17 protein-coding genes and 1 rRNA gene are annotated in these 16,491 nt (G+C 64.3%); 9 read left to right on the forward strand and 9 right to left on the reverse strand.

What is annotated here, in order from left to right:
• Both rrf and CH296_RS17485 read left to right on the forward strand, forming a co-directional pair.
• A 5S ribosomal RNA gene (rrf, locus tag CH296_RS17480) occupies positions 1 to 97 on the forward strand; the annotation flags it as partial.
• A 428-nt stretch (positions 98 to 525) separates the two neighbouring features.
• On the forward strand, positions 526 to 1,143 hold the full coding sequence (locus CH296_RS17485) for a DUF6188 family protein (RefSeq protein ID WP_179277754.1): 618 nt from the start codon (positions 526 to 528) through the stop codon (positions 1,141 to 1,143).
• Here CH296_RS17485 and CH296_RS17490 read toward each other — a convergent pair.
• On the reverse strand, positions 1,122 to 1,871 hold the full coding sequence (locus CH296_RS17490) for a YqjF family protein (protein ID WP_256980484.1): 750 nt from the start codon (positions 1,869 to 1,871) through the stop codon (positions 1,122 to 1,124). The two genes, CH296_RS17485 and CH296_RS17490, sit on opposite strands and share 22 nt — an antisense overlap.
• Before the next feature lie 23 nt (positions 1,872 to 1,894).
• Positions 1,895 to 2,563 carry an SIMPL domain-containing protein gene (locus CH296_RS17495; RefSeq protein WP_094647102.1) on the reverse strand — a complete coding sequence of 223 codons (669 nt, stop codon included), beginning with the start codon at positions 2,561 to 2,563 and terminating at the stop codon, positions 1,895 to 1,897.
• An 88-nt stretch (positions 2,564 to 2,651) separates the two neighbouring features.
• On the opposite strand from CH296_RS17495, the gene CH296_RS17500 reads away from it, so the two are divergent.
• Positions 2,652 to 3,644 carry an isopenicillin N synthase family oxygenase gene (locus tag CH296_RS17500; RefSeq protein WP_094647103.1) on the forward strand — a complete coding sequence of 331 codons (993 nt, stop codon included), beginning with the start codon at positions 2,652 to 2,654 and terminating at the stop codon, positions 3,642 to 3,644.
• Here CH296_RS17500 and CH296_RS17505 read toward each other — a convergent pair.
• Positions 3,638 to 4,066 (reverse strand): membrane protein, encoded by a 429-nt coding sequence (locus CH296_RS17505; protein ID WP_045201105.1) that lies wholly within the window; start codon positions 4,064 to 4,066, stop codon positions 3,638 to 3,640. The genes CH296_RS17500 and CH296_RS17505 overlap by 7 nt on opposite strands.
• Before the next feature lie 34 nt (positions 4,067 to 4,100).
• On the opposite strand from CH296_RS17505, the gene CH296_RS17510 reads away from it, so the two are divergent.
• Positions 4,101 to 5,168, forward strand: coding sequence for a DNA polymerase IV (locus CH296_RS17510; RefSeq protein ID WP_094647104.1), 1,068 nt, complete (start codon positions 4,101 to 4,103; stop codon positions 5,166 to 5,168).
• Here the strand turns inward: CH296_RS17510 and CH296_RS17515 are convergent, their stop codons facing one another.
• From CH296_RS17515 to CH296_RS17530, 4 genes are all read right to left on the reverse strand, one after another.
• Entirely contained in the window at positions 5,169 to 5,873 is a 705-nt protein-coding gene (locus CH296_RS17515; protein ID WP_094647105.1) for a tellurium resistance protein, read from the reverse strand.
• Positions 5,874 to 5,998: 125 nt separating this feature from the next.
• Positions 5,999 to 7,750 (reverse strand): pyruvate dehydrogenase, encoded by a 1,752-nt coding sequence (locus CH296_RS17520; RefSeq protein ID WP_094685325.1) that lies wholly within the window; start codon positions 7,748 to 7,750, stop codon positions 5,999 to 6,001.
• Between the two features lie 249 nt (positions 7,751 to 7,999).
• Positions 8,000 to 8,665 (reverse strand): aspartate/glutamate racemase family protein, encoded by a 666-nt coding sequence (locus CH296_RS17525; protein ID WP_256980485.1) that lies wholly within the window; start codon positions 8,663 to 8,665, stop codon positions 8,000 to 8,002.
• A gap of 3 nt (positions 8,666 to 8,668) precedes the next feature.
• Positions 8,669 to 10,087 (reverse strand): MFS transporter, encoded by a 1,419-nt coding sequence (locus tag CH296_RS17530; RefSeq protein ID WP_094685326.1) that lies wholly within the window; start codon positions 10,085 to 10,087, stop codon positions 8,669 to 8,671.
• 199 nt (positions 10,088 to 10,286) lie between these two features.
• Here CH296_RS17530 and CH296_RS17535 point away from each other — a divergent pair, with 199 nt between their 5' ends.
• On the forward strand, positions 10,287 to 10,961 hold the full coding sequence (locus tag CH296_RS17535; protein ID WP_045199318.1) for a GntR family transcriptional regulator: 675 nt from the start codon (positions 10,287 to 10,289) through the stop codon (positions 10,959 to 10,961).
• Positions 10,962 to 10,977: 16 nt separating this feature from the next.
• Here the strand turns inward: CH296_RS17535 and CH296_RS17540 are convergent, their stop codons facing one another.
• Positions 10,978 to 12,096, reverse strand: coding sequence for a YbfB/YjiJ family MFS transporter (locus CH296_RS17540; RefSeq protein WP_094685327.1), 1,119 nt, complete (start codon positions 12,094 to 12,096; stop codon positions 10,978 to 10,980).
• 156 nt (positions 12,097 to 12,252) lie between these two features.
• Between CH296_RS17540 and CH296_RS17545 the strand changes: the two genes are divergently transcribed.
• The 4 genes from CH296_RS17545 to CH296_RS17560 all read left to right on the forward strand — a co-directional run bounded on the left by CH296_RS17545 (position 12,253) and on the right by CH296_RS17560 (position 15,003).
• On the forward strand, positions 12,253 to 12,552 hold the full coding sequence (locus CH296_RS17545; protein WP_094685328.1) for a type VII secretion target: 300 nt from the start codon (positions 12,253 to 12,255) through the stop codon (positions 12,550 to 12,552).
• On the forward strand, positions 12,549 to 13,532 hold the full coding sequence (locus tag CH296_RS17550) for a WXG100 family type VII secretion target (protein ID WP_094685329.1): 984 nt from the start codon (positions 12,549 to 12,551) through the stop codon (positions 13,530 to 13,532). Before CH296_RS17545 ends, CH296_RS17550 begins: the two co-directional genes overlap by 4 nt.
• A 206-nt stretch (positions 13,533 to 13,738) precedes the next feature.
• Positions 13,739 to 14,476, forward strand: a complete 738-nt coding sequence (locus CH296_RS17555; protein ID WP_094685330.1) for a hypothetical protein — start codon at positions 13,739 to 13,741, stop codon at positions 14,474 to 14,476.
• Positions 14,473 to 15,003 carry an LpqN/LpqT family lipoprotein gene (locus CH296_RS17560; protein ID WP_179273072.1) on the forward strand — a complete coding sequence of 177 codons (531 nt, stop codon included), beginning with the start codon at positions 14,473 to 14,475 and terminating at the stop codon, positions 15,001 to 15,003. Before CH296_RS17555 ends, CH296_RS17560 begins: the two co-directional genes overlap by 4 nt.
• On the opposite strand, the gene CH296_RS17565 is transcribed toward CH296_RS17560, so the two are convergent.
• Complete coding sequence (locus tag CH296_RS17565; protein WP_094647112.1) at positions 15,000 to 16,367, reverse strand: MmgE/PrpD family protein; 1,368 nt, start codon at positions 16,365 to 16,367, stop codon at positions 15,000 to 15,002. The genes CH296_RS17560 and CH296_RS17565 overlap by 4 nt on opposite strands.
• Positions 16,368 to 16,491 lie beyond the last annotated feature (124 nt).

The raw sequence follows: 16,491 nt of genomic DNA on the forward strand, positions 1-16,491 counted from the left end.
GGAAACGCCCGGTCCCATTCCGAACCCGGAAGCTAAGCCCTCCAGCGCCGATGGTACTGCACTCGACAGGGTGTGGGAGAGTAGGACACCGCCGAACACAATTTCCCAGAACACCCCCAGACCACCCGGTCCGGGGGTGTTCTGCATTTCGAAACCACAACCACAACAGCCCATATCCCCGCGACAAACGCGCGCGCAATTGCCGTGCGCGCGCACAATCGCACCCCGGACACCCACCAATCCCAGCGCAGCTGACGAACGCGCGCGCATTCGCGGAACGGCGATCACCACCGGCAGCCGGCATCAGCCTCCACCGGACCCGAGCAGCTCACACCCACAGGGGGCAAACGCGCGCGCAGTTGTCATCCGCGCGCAGAATCGCACCCCGATCACTGACCATTTCCCCGCGCACCTGACGAACGCGCGCGCATTTGCCATCCGCCGAGGGCTGAACCCCGCACCGCGCATCGTGCCCCGGCCAGTCTTTGTGGGCTCCCACAGGATTGTGTGGCACAGTCGATGTCGATGAAACTCGCCGTCGTTCAGAAGCGTGTCAGCAGAATCCTGCTCGATTTCGATCTGAGTATCGAATTCGACAACGGTGCCAGCATTGCCTTCAGCGAGGTGATGATCGACGGACTCATTGTCGACGAGGACAATCAGTTCGAGGGTCTACGAGCGCTCGCGACACTGCACGGTCTCGTATGCGACGACGCAGACTACGACGAATCCGGTGTTCTCCGTCTGACGTTCGAGGGGCAGACAGTGGTGGCCAGTCCGCGAGACGAGGTCGAATCCTGGGAGTACACGGCTGCGGACGGCTCGACAGTGGTGTGTGGACCGGGCGGGGCTGTCGAGTCGTGGCCCGCACCCGAGCATCCGAAGTCGGTGGCCCCGACCGTCGAGAGGCTTCCTTCCATAGGTGCGACCGTGGTTCGGCTCTCGACCGGCGACGACCCTGCCGTCGAATTCTCGGATGGCACCAAGCTGTTGTTCGACCTTCCCCTCGACGCCGGGTACCTCGTGTTGCGGGAAAGTGTGACGTCGAGTTCCCTCGCTGACAGCGTCGCTGCTGCACAAAGAGATTGGGTCGTCGAACTGTCCTCGGGGCACGTGATCTTCTACCGACCGCGCACTACGTAGGGTCTACCGAACTGGGTCTCGACACCGGGTGAGTACAGAACCGAGTCCGGTCGCCGGGTACTGACACCGGGTAGGCCTGCCGCTGCCACGAGCTCGTCGGAGCAGTGGGTGAGTTCTGCGTCGACCAAGGGCCAGTGCCGGTGGACGTTCGGGACGTACAGCAGGCGACCGGCCAGTGAGGTGTGCAATCCCCAACGCGCGGTGAGGAACACCGCGAGCGGATCCTCGGACAGGTCGCGTGATCCTCTGACGACGCCGAAGTCGGTGGTTGCGCCGCGGTGTGGGGGAGCGAGCCGTTTGCTGCGGTAGCCGATCGTGGTGCTGTCGTCGGCGATATCAATCGAGGACCAGCGGTACGGAATGCGAGCAGCGTTGGTGCCCAGCACGACTGCGAGTCTGGTTGCTTCCAGGGATCGGAACACGACGCCGCGTCGCCCCTCCGCGTCGACCGAGTACAGCCGAACGTTGATCTCACCGAAGGTGCCGAAGTACGGGACGGGGTGACGGTAACCGAGGCCGGCACCGACCATGTGGAAGCCGATCAGCCCAACCCACGACGAGCCGTCGAATTCGTCGGGTACGCACCCTTGGGGCAACAGCGGGGCGACGTCGGAACTCGGAACCCGCCAGTGTAGAAAGACCAGCCGTTCCCATCGCTGATCCATCACGATCGGACGAGGCAGTAGCGGTGGCCGCGGCCAGAGGCGTCGGGCATCGTCTCGGTTCATGATTCGAGCCTAGGCGCGAGGCGTCAGGAGGCGGTGAATCGGGCGTGCACGCTCGCCGAGATGGTGATGTTCTCCGGCTTGAGTGCAAATCCGGTAGGCGCTGATTTCGCGGCGAACATACGTGCCGAGGATTCTGGTCCACCGCTCTCCGCGAACCCTGGCAGCAGACCGGGATCGGCCACCGCGACAGCGTGCACGCCCGATCGTCCCAGGCTCGACGCGTAGGCTTCGGCCTTCGAGACGGCGTCGCGCACAGCGAGTTCCCGGACCGCCAAGGTGTGAGCGGTTCTGCTGGATTCGGTGAGGTCCCAATCGAAGTGGTCGATCGACACTCCCTCGAGCGCCGATGCTGCGTAGACGAACGCGTCCACCAGATCGAGCTGGCTGAACTGCACTTCCACTGACGCCTCGGCTTGATAGACGTACGGCAGTTGCTCTCCGTCGTGGTTGAACGGGCGGTGGCGCGAGTGGCGCACCTGGTCCACCGACCATCGATCGATGGGTCCCCCGTCACTGTTGTAGAGCGGCTCGACCAGTCTGGTGAGCTCCCGGACGAGTTGTTGAGCAGGCTCGGATGCGGACTCTGCAGTGCGACCGTCGGTGCGGACGGTCAGCGCGAGTGTGCACTGTTCGGGTGGGTAGGTGGCTGCGCCGTGACCGACGACGGTGATGTCGAGTGCTTCGGGGCTCATGACACTCAGTGTTGCATCCGGGTCGGGCGGTTTTACCGAACCTGAACACTGCTGGCCGACGCGTCGAGGGAGGAGGACAATCGCGAACATGCTTCCCGTTCTCGATCTCGGTCTGGCCGACCACGACCCCCGCGCGTTCCAGTTGTCGCTGCGCGAAGCAGCTCACGGGTCCGGCTTCTTCTATCTCGTCGGACACGGGATCGAGATCGAACGAATGCACGAGGTACTGCGCCTCGCGCGAGAGTTCTTCGCCGTGCCGGACGATGTGAAGGAAGAAATCAGTCAGCTGAAGAGCCCGCATTTCCGCGGCTACTCCCGGGTGGGTGGCGAGCTGACCAACGGCCGGGTGGATTGGCGAGAACAGATCGACATAGGTCCCGAACGCCCGGCGATCGAGGGAGCCGAAGGTTACTGGAACCTCCAGGGCCCCAACCTGTGGCCGTCGCAGCCGGCCGGGTTCCGAGAGACGTTCGAGCAATGGGAGCAGTCCGTGTCGGGTCTCGGGCTCCGGTTGCTCCGGCACTGGGCGCAGTCATTGGGTGCGCCCGAGAACGTGTTCGACGACGCTTTTGCCACTGCGCCCGCGACGCTGATGAAAGTCGTGCGTTACCCGGGCACTGCTGATCATTCGCAGGGCGTCGGAGCGCACAAGGACTCCGGGGTGTTGACGTTGCTGCTCGTCGAACCGGACTCGGCCGGTCTGCAGGTGGAGACGACCGCCGATACGTGGATCGACGTACCGCCGCTGGACGGGGCATTCATCGTCAACATCGGCGAGTTGTTGGAGGTTGCGACCGGCGGCTATCTACGTGCGACGCGTCATCGGGTGGTCGCGCCGGGACCCGACACCGACCGGATATCGGTGCCACACTTTCTGAGCCCGGCCCTCGATGCCGTCGTCCCGGTGATCGAACTGCCGCCCGAATTGGCGCGGCAGTCACGAGGAGTCGAGGACGATCCTGCCAACCCCATCTACAGCACCTACGGCGAAAACGCGTGGAAGTCCCGTACGCGAGCACACCCCGACGTGGCGCAGTTGCACCACGGCATCGTTCCGGCCGGTCGGCAGTCTGCCTACTGATTCCTACTGTGGCCCTGACGTGATGCGCGAAACTGCGCCCATGCTCCGGTGCACCACAAGGCCCATACGATCAGCAGTGGCTGGAACAGCAACCGGATCCCTCGGGCCGTATCTGAGTCGAGGCCGAACGCGTCGGTGTGCGTGACGAACTGCGAAATGTTGCCGGGAAAGACCGCGACGAAGAACGCCGCGACCACCCAACCGATGACCGGTGCGCGAGCGGTCCAGAACAGCAGCGCCAGACCGAGCGCGATCTCGACGACACCCGACGCCAGCACGACGAAGTCGGTACTGATCGGAACCCAGGTCGGCACCTGGGCGGCGAAGGTGCTCCTCGCCCAGAAGAGATGACTGAGTCCGGCGAAGACGAGGAACGCTCCCAGTACTACTCGTCCGATGGTGCGAGAAATCGATTTCGTCATGGCGTCATGAGACACCACGGGCACACTGAGCACTATGACCGGGAGTACACCGACCGACCCAGCACGGCGCCGATGGGTACTGCACGTCGACCTCGATCAGTTCATCGCTGCCGTCGAAGTGCTCCGCAACCCGGACCTGGCGGGCAAAGCCGTCGTGGTCGGCGGTAGAGGAGATCCGACCGAGCGTGGGGTGGTGTCGACGGCCTCGTACGAGGCGCGTGCGAAGGGCGTCGGATCCGGAATGCCACTACGCGTCGCCGCGAAGAAGATCCCGGACGCAGTCTTCCTCCCCGTGGACAAGCCGGCGTACGACGAGGCCTCGGCACTGGTGATGGACACTCTGCGGTCGTTGGGATTCGTGGTCGAGGTGATCGGATGGGACGAGGCGTTTCTCGGTGTGGAGACCCACGACCCCGAGGGCGTGGCAAAGACCGTCCACGACGCGGTGTTCGACGCGACGGGGCTGCATTGCTCGGTCGGCATCGGGGACAACAAGTTACGAGCCAAGATCGCCACCGACTTCGACAAGCCTCAGGGCATCTACCGGCTCACCAAGGAAAACTGGTTCGAGGTGATGGGTGATCGCGGTACCGATGCGTTGTGGGGGATCGGCAAGAAGATCTCGAAGAGGCTGACCGCCCTCGGCATCTCGACAGTCCGAGAACTGGCCGATGCCGAGGACGCGGACCTCGCCGCAGCGTTCGGACCGAAGATCGGTCCGTGGCTCGGTACCAAAGGGCGAGGCATCGACCTCGCACCGGTGACGTCCGAGCCGTGGGTCGCACGGTCGCACAGCCGTGAGGTCACGTTCCAGACCAACGTCGCCGATTGGGCGATCGTCCGAGACGAGGTCGCCGCGTTGACGTCGAAGGTGCTGGCAGACATCGAAGCCGAGAACCGGCCGGCCGTGCGAGCGGCATTGAAGATCCGCTACGCGCCGTTCGAGACGCATACCGTCAGTGCACCGATCATCGGAGCGCCCACCTTCGATCCGGAGATCCTGACCTCGGCCGCGGTGGCGCTCGTCGACCGCCTCGACCATACGAGAGAGGTTAGACTGATCGGCGTCCGGCTGGAAATGACTCCGCCGCAACCTCTCTGACTACTTGCGGCCCGCCGCCCAGCGCAGTCCCCAACCGTACTTCTTGTCGAGGTCGGCTTGGCTGCCCTGGATGTACTCGACTTCGCGGGTGACCGTGATACCGGCAGACGTGTTCTCCAACAATGCGATCGAGCAGATGCGCGCAGAGTTCTCGGCCGAGTCGAGGCGTACCTCGACCTGTGGTCCGCTGGTCGGGTACAGCGTCACCACTCCGTCGACTGCGGCCCAGTTCGGAGCGCCGTCGTAGATCATCGCGAAGATCAGGATGCGGGCGAACTTTTCGGGGTGGGCAAGATTGATGTGCATGTTCTCGCCGCCGCTGACCGAGCCGGAGCGGTCGTCGCCGTCGAGCGCGATGAACGGGGCATCCTGCAGCGAACCGAAGCTGTTGCCGAGCGCTTGGACCACGCCCTTGGAGCCGTCGCGTAGTTCGTAGAGGCACCCGAGGTCGAGATCCACACCGCCGGAGCCGTACGACGCAGCAGCCAGCTTGGCCAGGAAGCCCTTCTTCTTCGGCTGCGCTGCGGGTGCCCCGGACGACCAGTTGAGGTTCACCCGCATGGAGCCCTGCTTCTCGCCGGACTTGGTGAGGCTGATGGTCGGCGATGCCTTGGACAGCGTGACTTTGCTCAGACTGACGGGTGCTCCGACTTGCTGCGCGGGGTTCTGCCCCGTAGAGGGCTTGCGGGTGTAGTCGATGGCCATGGTGGAGCCTTCCGGGCGGGGAGGTGCCGGATCGCGATGTCCGGTTTGGGCGGTGTGTCGACAATAACCGCACGACCGACGAGCGCGGTGCCCGCACCGACCTCGGGTTCCCTGCCGATGAAGATCTACGGGCGCGGCACGTTACGCAGATTCGACTTGGCCATCCGAACGGCCTCGCCGACACCGCCGTTGAGCACGACCTTGCTCATCGCGAGTGCGAATCCCTTGATCTGCTCGCCGGTGATGGTCGGCGGGACCGAGAGCGCGAGCGGATCGGTGATCAGCTGCACCAGCGCCGGGCCGTCGACGGCGAACGCGGTCTCGAGTGCGCCGCGGATGTCCTCGGGCTTCTCGACGCGTTGTGCATGGATACCCGCAGCCGCCGCGATGCCGGTGTAGTCGACCTGCGGGACGTCGACACCGAAGTCGGGCAGACCGTCGACGAGCATCTCGGCTTTGACCATGCCCAGTGTCGAGTTGTCGAACAGCACGATCTTGACCGGCAGCTTGTACATCGCGACGGTCAAGAGTTCGGAGAGCAGCATCGAGAAGCCGCCGTCGCCCGAAATCGACACGACCTGGCGGCCCGGATTGGCGAACTGCGCACCGATGGCGTGCGGCAGGGCATTGGCCATCGACCCGTGCAGCATCGACGCAACGAACGCCCTTCTACCCGTGGGGTTGATGTAGCGCGCGGTCCACACGTTGCACATGCCGGTGTCGGTGGTGAACACGGCGTCGTCGGCGGCGAGGTCGTCGAGTACCGACGCGGCGTACTCGGGGTGGATGGGGACGAGCTTCTCGGCGTTGCGGGTGTACGCACCGACGGTCTTGCCCATCAGGTCGTTGTGCTTGTCCACCCACTTCTCGACATAGCGGCGATCGGCCTTGCGAGTGACCAACGGCTGCAACGCATTCAGGGTCGCGCGAACATCACCGTGAATCGGGTACCGGACCGAGGTCCGACGTCCCAGCTTCGTTGGGTCGATGTCGATCTGCGCGGTCGTGACGTCTTCGGGAAGGAACTGCTGATACGGAAAGTCGGTGCCGAGCAGGATGAGTAGGTCTGCGTCGTGGATCCCGGCGTGCGCAGCTCCGTAGCCCAGCAATCCCGTCATGCCGACGTCGTACGGATTGTCGTACTGGATGAACTCCTTGCCACGCAACGAATGTCCGATGGGAGCGCCGATCGTGTCGGCGAACGCGACCACCTCGTCGTGAGCGCCCTTGACCCCGTAGCCGGCGAAGATTGCCACCTTCTCGGCGTCGTTGATGGCGTCGGCCAGCTTCTGGATGTCCGCCGCGGGTGGTGTGACGACCGGTGTCGAGGGAATAGCGATCGGGTCCATCGTGCCTGCGGCCGACAACTCGGCGATGTCGCCGGGAATCGTCAGAACCGACACTCCGCCGCCGGTGACAGCAGCGTTGATCGCCGCACGGAACACCCGGGGTGCCTGCTCGGCAGTGGAGACGAACTCGTTGTAGAGCGAGCATTCGCCAAAGAGACGGTCGGGGTGCGTCTCCTGGAAGTAGCCCGATCCGATTTCGCTGCTGGGAATGTGCGACGCGATCGCCAGAACCGGTGCGCCCGAACGATGTGCGTCGTACAGGCCGTTGATCAGATGTAGGTTTCCCGGTCCGCACGAACCAGCGCAGACGGCGAGTGTGCCGGTGGTCTGCGCATCGGCCGACGCAGCGAACGCCGCGGCTTCTTCGTGGCGTACGTGAATCCAGTCGATGCCGCCCTTGGCCGATCCTCCGGTGCGACGCACTGCGTCGACCACCGGATTGAGACTGTCGCCGACGATGCCGTAGATGCGTTGTACGCCGGCGTCGACGAGTCCTCGAACGAGCTGATCGGCCACTGTGATTGGCATTGATTCTCCTCAACTTTGCGACGCGATGTTCTCCGATGTTCTTCGGCCGCGTCTCGTCGACGGCTTCCCTGTGCGGAGGGCCTGCCAAACATCCTGGGAGCGCAGACGGGAGTCGTCAAGCGAAAAGTGCTGGTAGATGCTGTGGCGATCTCCGTCACGTCGGGATATTTCAGGCAACACCCATAGATGACGGCGGTTATCCGCCGACCGACTAGCTTCGGTGAACGCAGCCCGGGCGATGGTGGAGATCTAGCTGCGTACCGCGTTCGAGATTCTGTCGACGACCATTGCAACGGCACTCGGAACCGGCTCGATGACGTCCACGTCGGTGCGCAGCGCCAGCCGCCGAGCCGAATCGCTCAACGGTCCGCCGCCGATGACGACGGCGCTCGCTCCGGCTGCCACTGCTGCATCGACCGCCGTTCCCAGTTCGTCGACGCTCGACGCGAGGTCCTCGGCCAGGACCAACGGCGATGACGCGGTGACGAACACACCCGCGAAATCGCCGTCGGACGCGGTGGCACGAGTCAGTGCTTCGAGTTGGGCGGCGAGATCGGCTGTGGTGGTGGCGATCGCGAAGCAGCGACCGCCTCGTGCTGCGTGCAGGATTCCTGCCTCGCCGATCCCGACGACCGGAATGTCGACGAGGGCTCGGAGTTCGGCCGCACCGGGATCACCGAACGCGCCGACGATCACCGCGGCGGGGCCATGGTGCTCGATCGCGTCGAGGGCTGCCGCTACGACTTCCGGTCCGGCAGCCCGCAGCTGTTCGGTGTCGGTGATCATCGCCGGTCCGGTACCCGCGGTGATTCCGATGACGGTGAATTCCGTGTCGTGGAGCCAACGTCGAGCAACGTCGACGAGCAGCTGCGTCGTTGCAGTGTTCGAGTTGGGGTTGACCATGAGAATCTTCACTGCTCAGCCATCTTCCGGCATGGGTTGTCCGAAGGTCTCTTTCGGGAACTGCACGGCAATGCCGCACACGATGAACAGGCCGGCCAGCATCGAGAACATGGCACCCACGCCGGACGAGTCCAGTACGGCTCCGGCAATGAGCGGGAACAGTCCGCCGGAGAGGGAGCCCAGCGCCAGGATCACCGACGTCGCGAGGCCACGGATTCGCGTGGGGTACTGCTCGGGCGCGAACAGCCAGATCGTCGTGTTGAGGATGATGACCGAGAAATTGAACAGGGCACCGAAGACCAGTACTAGGCCGATCGACGTTGCGAAGAAGCCGAATCCGAGCCCGGCGACGATACCGAGAACGGCACCACCGGTCAGTGTCACCTTGCGGGGGAGTTTGCGGGCGATCAGTGCGGCGGTCAGCGCGCCGATGAGCGATCCGGATTGCATCACGAGGGTGTACCAGAGCGCACTCGAGATCGACATTCCCCGCTCGGTCAGAATGACGGGAATGAGTGTGAGCATCGAGATCTGCGCTGCGTAGGACATGCAGACGGCAATGCCGAGGGCGAGAGTGCTTCTGCGGTAACGCCGCCCGAACATTTCCGTCCACCGTGCGCGCGGTACGGCGGGATCGTCGACCGAGGTGTCGACGTTCAAGTACTGAACCTCGGAGTCGAGCGTGCCGCGAAGCTTGCCTTGCGCCAAGCGGTTGATGACGGTATTGGCCTCGGCCACACGGCCTGTCGCGGCGAGGAAGCGAGGCGTTTCCGGAAGCGAACGGCGGTAGAACACGACCGCGAGTGCGGGCAGTACGAGTAGACCGAACAGCCATCGCCAGCGGTCGTCACCAGTGAAGATTGCGAAGACGATGACCCCGAACAGTGGGGCGAGCATGTTGCCCAGACCTGCAGCTGCGACGTTGATCATGCCGACCGCGGTACCGCGATGCTTGGCGGAGAAGAATTCGGAAAGCATGATCACCGCTACGGCGATCTCACCGCCGAGTCCGAGCCCGACCAGGAATCGAGCGCCCACCAGCACCTCGTAGTTGGGCGCGAACGCGCACAGCAGCGAGCCGAATGCGAAGACGAGAAGGTTTGCGCCGAGGAGGGTTCGACGACCGAAACGGTCCATCACTGCTCCGGCCAGGATGCGCCCGAGTGCGACGGCGGTGAACGTCGCGGTGTTCAGCAGCCCGATCTCGGTTCCGCCGAGTCCCCAGGATTCACGCAGGAGCGGTCCGGTGATACCGACGGCATTCTGTTCGATGGCGTCGAAGAAGACACCGAACAGGACCATGGCGACGATGCCGAAGTGCGCTGTGGTGAGGCCGATCTTCGAGTACGACGCCTCTATCTGTTCGCTGAGGCTGCCGGTCTCGGGTGGTGGGTCGATCGGTGACGGCTTCTCGTTCGTGGTCGGGACGCTCATCCCAGTGCCTCTCGCTCGGTGGTATACCAACAGCGGAGAATTTACGGAGCATTGCGCCGCGACAGGTTTCTCGGTGGTAACACTTGCGTTTCCAGATCCTCTCACCTGCTACTTTCTGTCGAGGTGATTATTGGTCAACGTCCGCCGATGGCCGCTGTGGATACGCGGTATACCTGCGGTTCGCTGGTATACAAGCATCATGGCATCCACGGAAGGTCGCGAATCGCTGTCGCGTTCGGTGTTCGACGCGATCAGAACACGCATCCTCGACGGCCGCCTCCGACCGGGTGAAACGCTGAGCGAGCGCAATCTGGGTACCGAGCTGCAGGTGTCGAGGGTGCCGATTCGTGAGGCACTTCCATTGCTCGAAGCAGCCGGGTTGGTGACGCTGTCGCCGAGACGCCCTGCCGTGGTGACGGGAGTGACCAGAAGTTCGGTCGACGAGTTGTACGACATCAGGTCCGCACTCGAGCCGCTCGTTGCTCGCCGAGCAGCGTCCGCTGTGTCGGCGGGAGCGGACTCGTCATCGTTGGTCGACGCCGTGTCCCGTGCAGGTGCCGCTCTCGAGCGGGGCGATCTACTCGAGTTCCATCACGCGAGCTCCGGAGTGCACTCAGGGATCGAGGAATTGTCCGCCAACCGACTGTTCCCGGTCATCATGGAACCTCTGCGGGAGCGCAGTAACCGACTCAACATGGCCAATCTCGAACGAGATCCGTCGCTGCGCCACGGGGAGCATGTCTCCCTCGTCGACGCCATCGCCAAGGGGGACCCGGAGTTGGCGGCCGCGGTTGCGTTCGCACACGTGGAATGGGGCCGAGCGCGAACGTTCGAGACTCTGGCACAAGTTCCGGGCTACGACCCACAGCACTGAGCCGAGCGAGCCGTACTCATCGCGATGCGGTCAGTCCGGACACCCGTACGGCCCCGGCTGTCCCGAGGATCAGCACGCCGGTTGCGACTGCGAAGGCGATCGAATAGGAGTCGCCGATCGCAGGTGCAACGATCAGCGGGCCGAGAACCTGCCCGACGCCGTAGAACGCGGTCAGTGTTGCTGCGGTACGCCCGATGGGCAGTGTCTGGGCGGTGCTCATCGTCAACATCGTGATGCCCATGAACGTTCCGCCGAACAGCAGAGCCGAGAACACGGCAGCAACGGTGTTCCCGGTCAGAGCGGGGAGTACCGCTGCGATCGACTGCAACGCGAACGCTGCCACCAGGGCATTGCGCGTGCTGGTTCGGCGGGCGACTGCCTGCCACAACACAGTCGCCGGTACCGCGGCGAATCCGACGACGATCCACACCGCCGGACCCACCGATGTGCTGCCGTGGCCACCGACCGCCGCCACGAGGAACGTACCGACGATGATGTAGCCGAGACCTTCGAGGAAGTACGCGAACAGCAACGTCCGCCAGACGGTCCGGGTCCTGCGGTCGATGTCGCCGGGTTCAGCCCGCGCTGCGGGCTCGGGATGCACCCGTAGCGTCCACGCCGGGGCGATGAGGACCGTTGTCAGGAGCGCCGAGCACACCCACAGCGCCTCCCATGACAGGTGCGGTCCGACGAGCAGGGTCAGAATTCCCGACGCCGCGATGCCTGCGCCGACACCGCCGAACGCGATACCGGGGGAAGCGCCGTCGGCGCGATGCTTCGTGACGGTGCTCGCGCACGCGATGAAAACCGCTGCGCTCGCCAGGCCCGCCAGGAACCTCAGTGCGGAGAACGCGGCGGTGGAATGGGCAGCGGCCATGGCCAACTCGCTCGCGACGAGTATGACTGTCCACAGACGGAACGATGTCGTCGTGTTGATCGACGGGCGCACGGACAACACGATTGCGCCGACGAGGTAGCCGGCGTAGTTCGCGGTCGCGATGACGGCACCGCTGCTCGGCGTGACCTCCGATGCATCGACCATGATCGGCAGCAGCGGCGTGAACACGAATCGTCCGACACCCATCGCGGCCGCGAGTCCGGCCGCGGCAGCGAACGACAGTCGACGGCCGTTCATGGCGAGCACCCCCCTATATCGTTAGCCGGGCCAACGGTACCCGCCGTATTCACGACCCCGGAATCGGACCGGACGGAACCGATCCGAGCCCACAGGCGTCAAACCCCATGACGCCGAAACACCGGGCGTCGATACGGTGCGACTCGGGGGAGCGTCATGACAGTGAATGTGGATCCAGTGATCCTGCGGCAGTTCTCGAATATGTTGTCGGCGACCGGCGGGGTGATCCGTGAGTTGGATGCTCTTGCTCCGTTCCGTGAATCGGAGAATGCGTTGCAGGGTAGCGACTTCGACGCAGCGTGCGCGGCGGCGGCGGCTGCCGCGGCCGGAGCTGTTGCAGCTCTGGCCGGGCGCGCGGAATGCGTCGCAGACATCGCCCGCGGCGTCGCGCAGAACTACGAGATCACCGACGACGAACTTGCCCGCCGGCTCGATGAGATGGACCGGCCGAAATGACCCCGACGGTCCCGCATGTCGCGGGGTGGGAGCCGGAGTCCATGCGCAAGACGATGATCGAACTGTCGGAGATCGTCGAGCGCGTCAACGGCCAGCGCACCGGAGTGCTCGAGGAGCAGGACGCGTTGGCCGAGACCTGGACCGGCGAAGCAGCCGACGCCGCAGCCGAACGCGTGGTGACCGAGTGCTCCCGGATGGGCTCGGTGTGCAGTGAGATCGATTCGCTCGGAAAGGCATTCGAGAGCGCAGCCGGAATCGTGGAAGCCGCAAAGGCGCACCTGCAGGCGCAGGTGTCGGCGGCGACGGCCAGCGGGTTCGCCGTACGAGCCGACGGTGTGGTGGATCCCGAGGGAATGATCGCGCTGATCCCCGACGGGCTCGGCGAGGAGAAGGCGCGCCAGGCCGACGAACTACGCTCTGCTGCAGCACAATTGACACGAGACATCCAGGGGGCGCTGTCGCAGGCCGAGCGCGCTGCGATCGACGCTGCCCAGCAGTTGGCCGAACCCACGAAGCACTTGACCGAACTCGCGCTCGGCAGCGCGACCGGGAACGTCGTGGAGAATCCGGACGGATCGTTCTCCTGGATGCCGGACTGGCCCAGCACCGTGGCCTCGTCGGTGATCTCGGGTATGAGCGACGTGACGAGAAGGGTGCTCGATTTGCCCGGCGTCGATTCCGTCGACGATGTTGCCAAGAACATCGGACGCGGTCTGGGAGTGTTCGGTTCCGTGGCCGGAGCGATCCCCGGAATGGCCGACAAAATCGACGACGGCATGGACCCGACCGAAGCGGTCATCGTCGAGGCCACACCGATTGCCGCGGGAGCAGTTACGACCTGGGCGTTCGGTGTCCTGGGTGGCATGGCGGGTTCCGTCGTTCCGGGACCTGGGACCGTGGTCGGCGCTGCTGCCGGAATCGCACTGGGTGGACTCGTCAGCTATGGAGTAGACAAGCTGTTCGAGGCGGCGGGAAAATGAGCGAATGCAGGGACGGTGGGACGCCACAGCGTGAGGACGTGCTGAGCAAAAGCGTGGTAGGACAGAAGTATCCACTGTGGGTGAGAACGTGGCGCAGTGTTCACCTGGGGTGGCTCGTAGCTCTCGGCGTTCTGTCTGCCGTCCTTGCGGCGACAATCGTGACTTCCGGGCTGCTGAGAACAATCGACGCGGACACACTCCTCTTCATGTCGTGGCTGACGTTGCTGATGCTCTTGCCGCTCACCCTCGCAGTATTGTTGTCCGGCATCGGATCTGCCCGGCTTTCACGTTTCGTGCGACCGGTGAACGTCGCCGGAGTCGGCCGAGGCGTGGCAGTGCCGGGGCGAGGAAATGTGTTGTACCGCAGCGGAATACTTGCATTCGCGTTGGTGGCCGGCGTGTCTTGCGTCCAATGGGGAGCAGACGAACCCGTAGGTGCTGCGCGTCACCAGCTGAAGATCGTAGTCATGTCGCACGTCGGCGCTCCGATATTGCTGCTGTTCTTCGCCCTCAGTGTCTTGATCGTCAACCGGACCAGAATTTCACTGCATCCCGATGGCATTGTGGAAGAGATCTATCGTCGTCGCGGGTGGAAGGTCACCACAGCCCTCACGGTCGTGCCGTGGGACGGGATCGTCGAGCTGCAACCGCAGACGCATCCGAATCCGGCCCTGTCACATCCGCACTGGTACCCCACTATCCGAGTCGCGTACCGTGCAGCCGACAGCGAATCGGATCAGGAACTGACGCTGATGGTGTGCGAGAAGAAAGTCGAGCCCAACTCGTTGTATGCCCTGTTGCAATGGTGTCGCGACAATCCCTGGGCTCGTGCGCAACTGGGCCACGACGACGCGCGTGAATTGCTGCGTCCACCCGGTCTGCGCGAGCGCATCCGCGCCGACCGAGCCGCGTCGATCTCCGCTGGAAGGAATGCTGTCCAGTGACGGTTCGAGAGGGCTCGATCGAAGGTTTCCTCGAGCAGCAGGGTGTCGAGCTCGTTCCAGTGCATCGCAGCGAATGCAACAGGTTCGGTCTCGAACTGCCGACAATGCCGGGCTGGGACCTGGTTCCCGAGCACTTGTTCCCGCATGCCACCGCGGTGCTGTGCTCGCCGGCCAACACAATCGACGGATTCGTTCCGAACGTGGTGGTCCTGGTCGGCAAGCTCAGTCGATCGGTTCATCCGGAATCGTTGCTGGACTGCGGCTTCGGTGACTCCCGGGCGCTGCCCGGATGGGTCGAGATCGGTCACGACCGAGACCCGTTCCGTGCTCTACCGGCAGTCTCGATCGCAGGTCGCTACGACTGCGACGGCCGGTTGCTCTTCGCCCGGACCCGCTACGTCGTGGTCCACCACATCGTCGATCAGTATCTGATTCAGGTGACGGTCACCGTGCCGGATTCGCTACGGCAGAAACTGTCCTGCGCCGCGGACGAATTGATCGAGGACATGCGTATCGGGCGACGCTAGTGCCTGGGCAGCTGGAGCAACAGTGCCGCCACGTCCTCCGTCGCACCGAGGGCATCGACGATGTGTTCGAGAACGGTGGTATCGGATTCGCCGACCAAGCGAGAGATCTTGGCTCGCAGCGCGGCGTAGTCCATCGGAAAATGGTCGATGTCGCCGACCGGATTAGGGGTGGTCGCGGAGACCGAACTTCCGTCCTCGAATTCGATCGTCACCTCGGCGGCTCGACGCTCGGGCAGTAGAGCATCCAGTTCGGGGGACGACGCGACGTCGACTCGAGCGCTGAACAACTCGGCCGACGCGAAAGTTGCACCTCGGGGATCGAGCGATTCGACGTCTATCGCGTCGGACACGAATGCGGCGGACACGACGAACGGCAGCGAGAACATAGCGCCCAGCCTGCTGGAAGGATGTCGGCGAAACAGTGGTTCTGCCAACGAATGCGTGCGCACCCGCACACGTTCGATGTCGTCTGCGAACCATTCGGCGTTCGAGCGCAGGCTCTGCACGGCGTCGACGGCGGCGTGCGTGTACGAGCAGCTCGCGTGCTGCTTCGTGTAGCCCTCGAGCGTGAGCCATCGATCGCCGAGGTCCTCGGTCAGTCGGGCGATGTTCAAGGTCCCGACGATCGCACCCAAGGTGTGCTCGATGGCACCCGAGTTGTGCACCACCCCCGATCGGGCCAGCCTGGCCGCGTTCAAGCCTGCCCGCGCTGCACCGCCGATCCACAGGTTGCGGGAGAAGTTTCCGTCGAGGACCACTGCCCACGGTGCCACCTGCACCAGAGCAGACGACGAGTCGATCGCCGCGGCAACCTCGCTGGCTCCGGCACCGTGGATGAATGCCGCCGCCGTGGCTGCACCGGTGGCACCCCAGTGGCCATGGGTGTGCCAGGAGCTGTTGCGGCTCAGTGCCCAGCCGAATCGAGCGGCGACTTCGTATCCCGCCACGATGGCCGTCAGAAAGGTCGAACCCGAAATCGGCGTTGGTGCCAGTCTGGTGGCAGCGATGGCCGCGGGGAGCACGTGCGCAGCAGGATGACCGGCGGCGTACTTGTTGCCCTCGTCCAGTTCGAGGCAACACGATGCGATCGCGTCGAGCTCGGACGCAGTGTCGACCGTAGTGCCTACGCTCCCGCCGATCGGGTGCGTCGATCCAGTTTCTGCAGTCCAGTTCCTTCGCAATTCGACCATCTCGGCGGAGCGGGCACCGGCGAGCGTGACACCCAGCAGATCGAACAGGATCAACCGGGCCCGGTCGTTCAGCGGTGCGGGCAACGGTGCGCCCCTGAGATCGACCATCACGGCAGCCAGGCGGTCTACCGCGGCAATATGTTCCGTTGAGCGAAACGAATTGGAGCCATTCATTCGTGGACTGTAGAAGGTTGTAAATCGAAGAGTCAATGATCGAGACGGGTAGGGAGAGAACTGCTACGCTCATCCTGCCGCCGGTGCACTTCTCGGAAGCCTCAAAGCGTTCCGGCTAGCGAAA

The organism is Rhodococcus sp. 14-2496-1d (genome assembly GCF_002259365.1).
Lineage (GTDB): Bacteria > Actinomycetota > Actinomycetes > Mycobacteriales > Mycobacteriaceae > Rhodococcoides.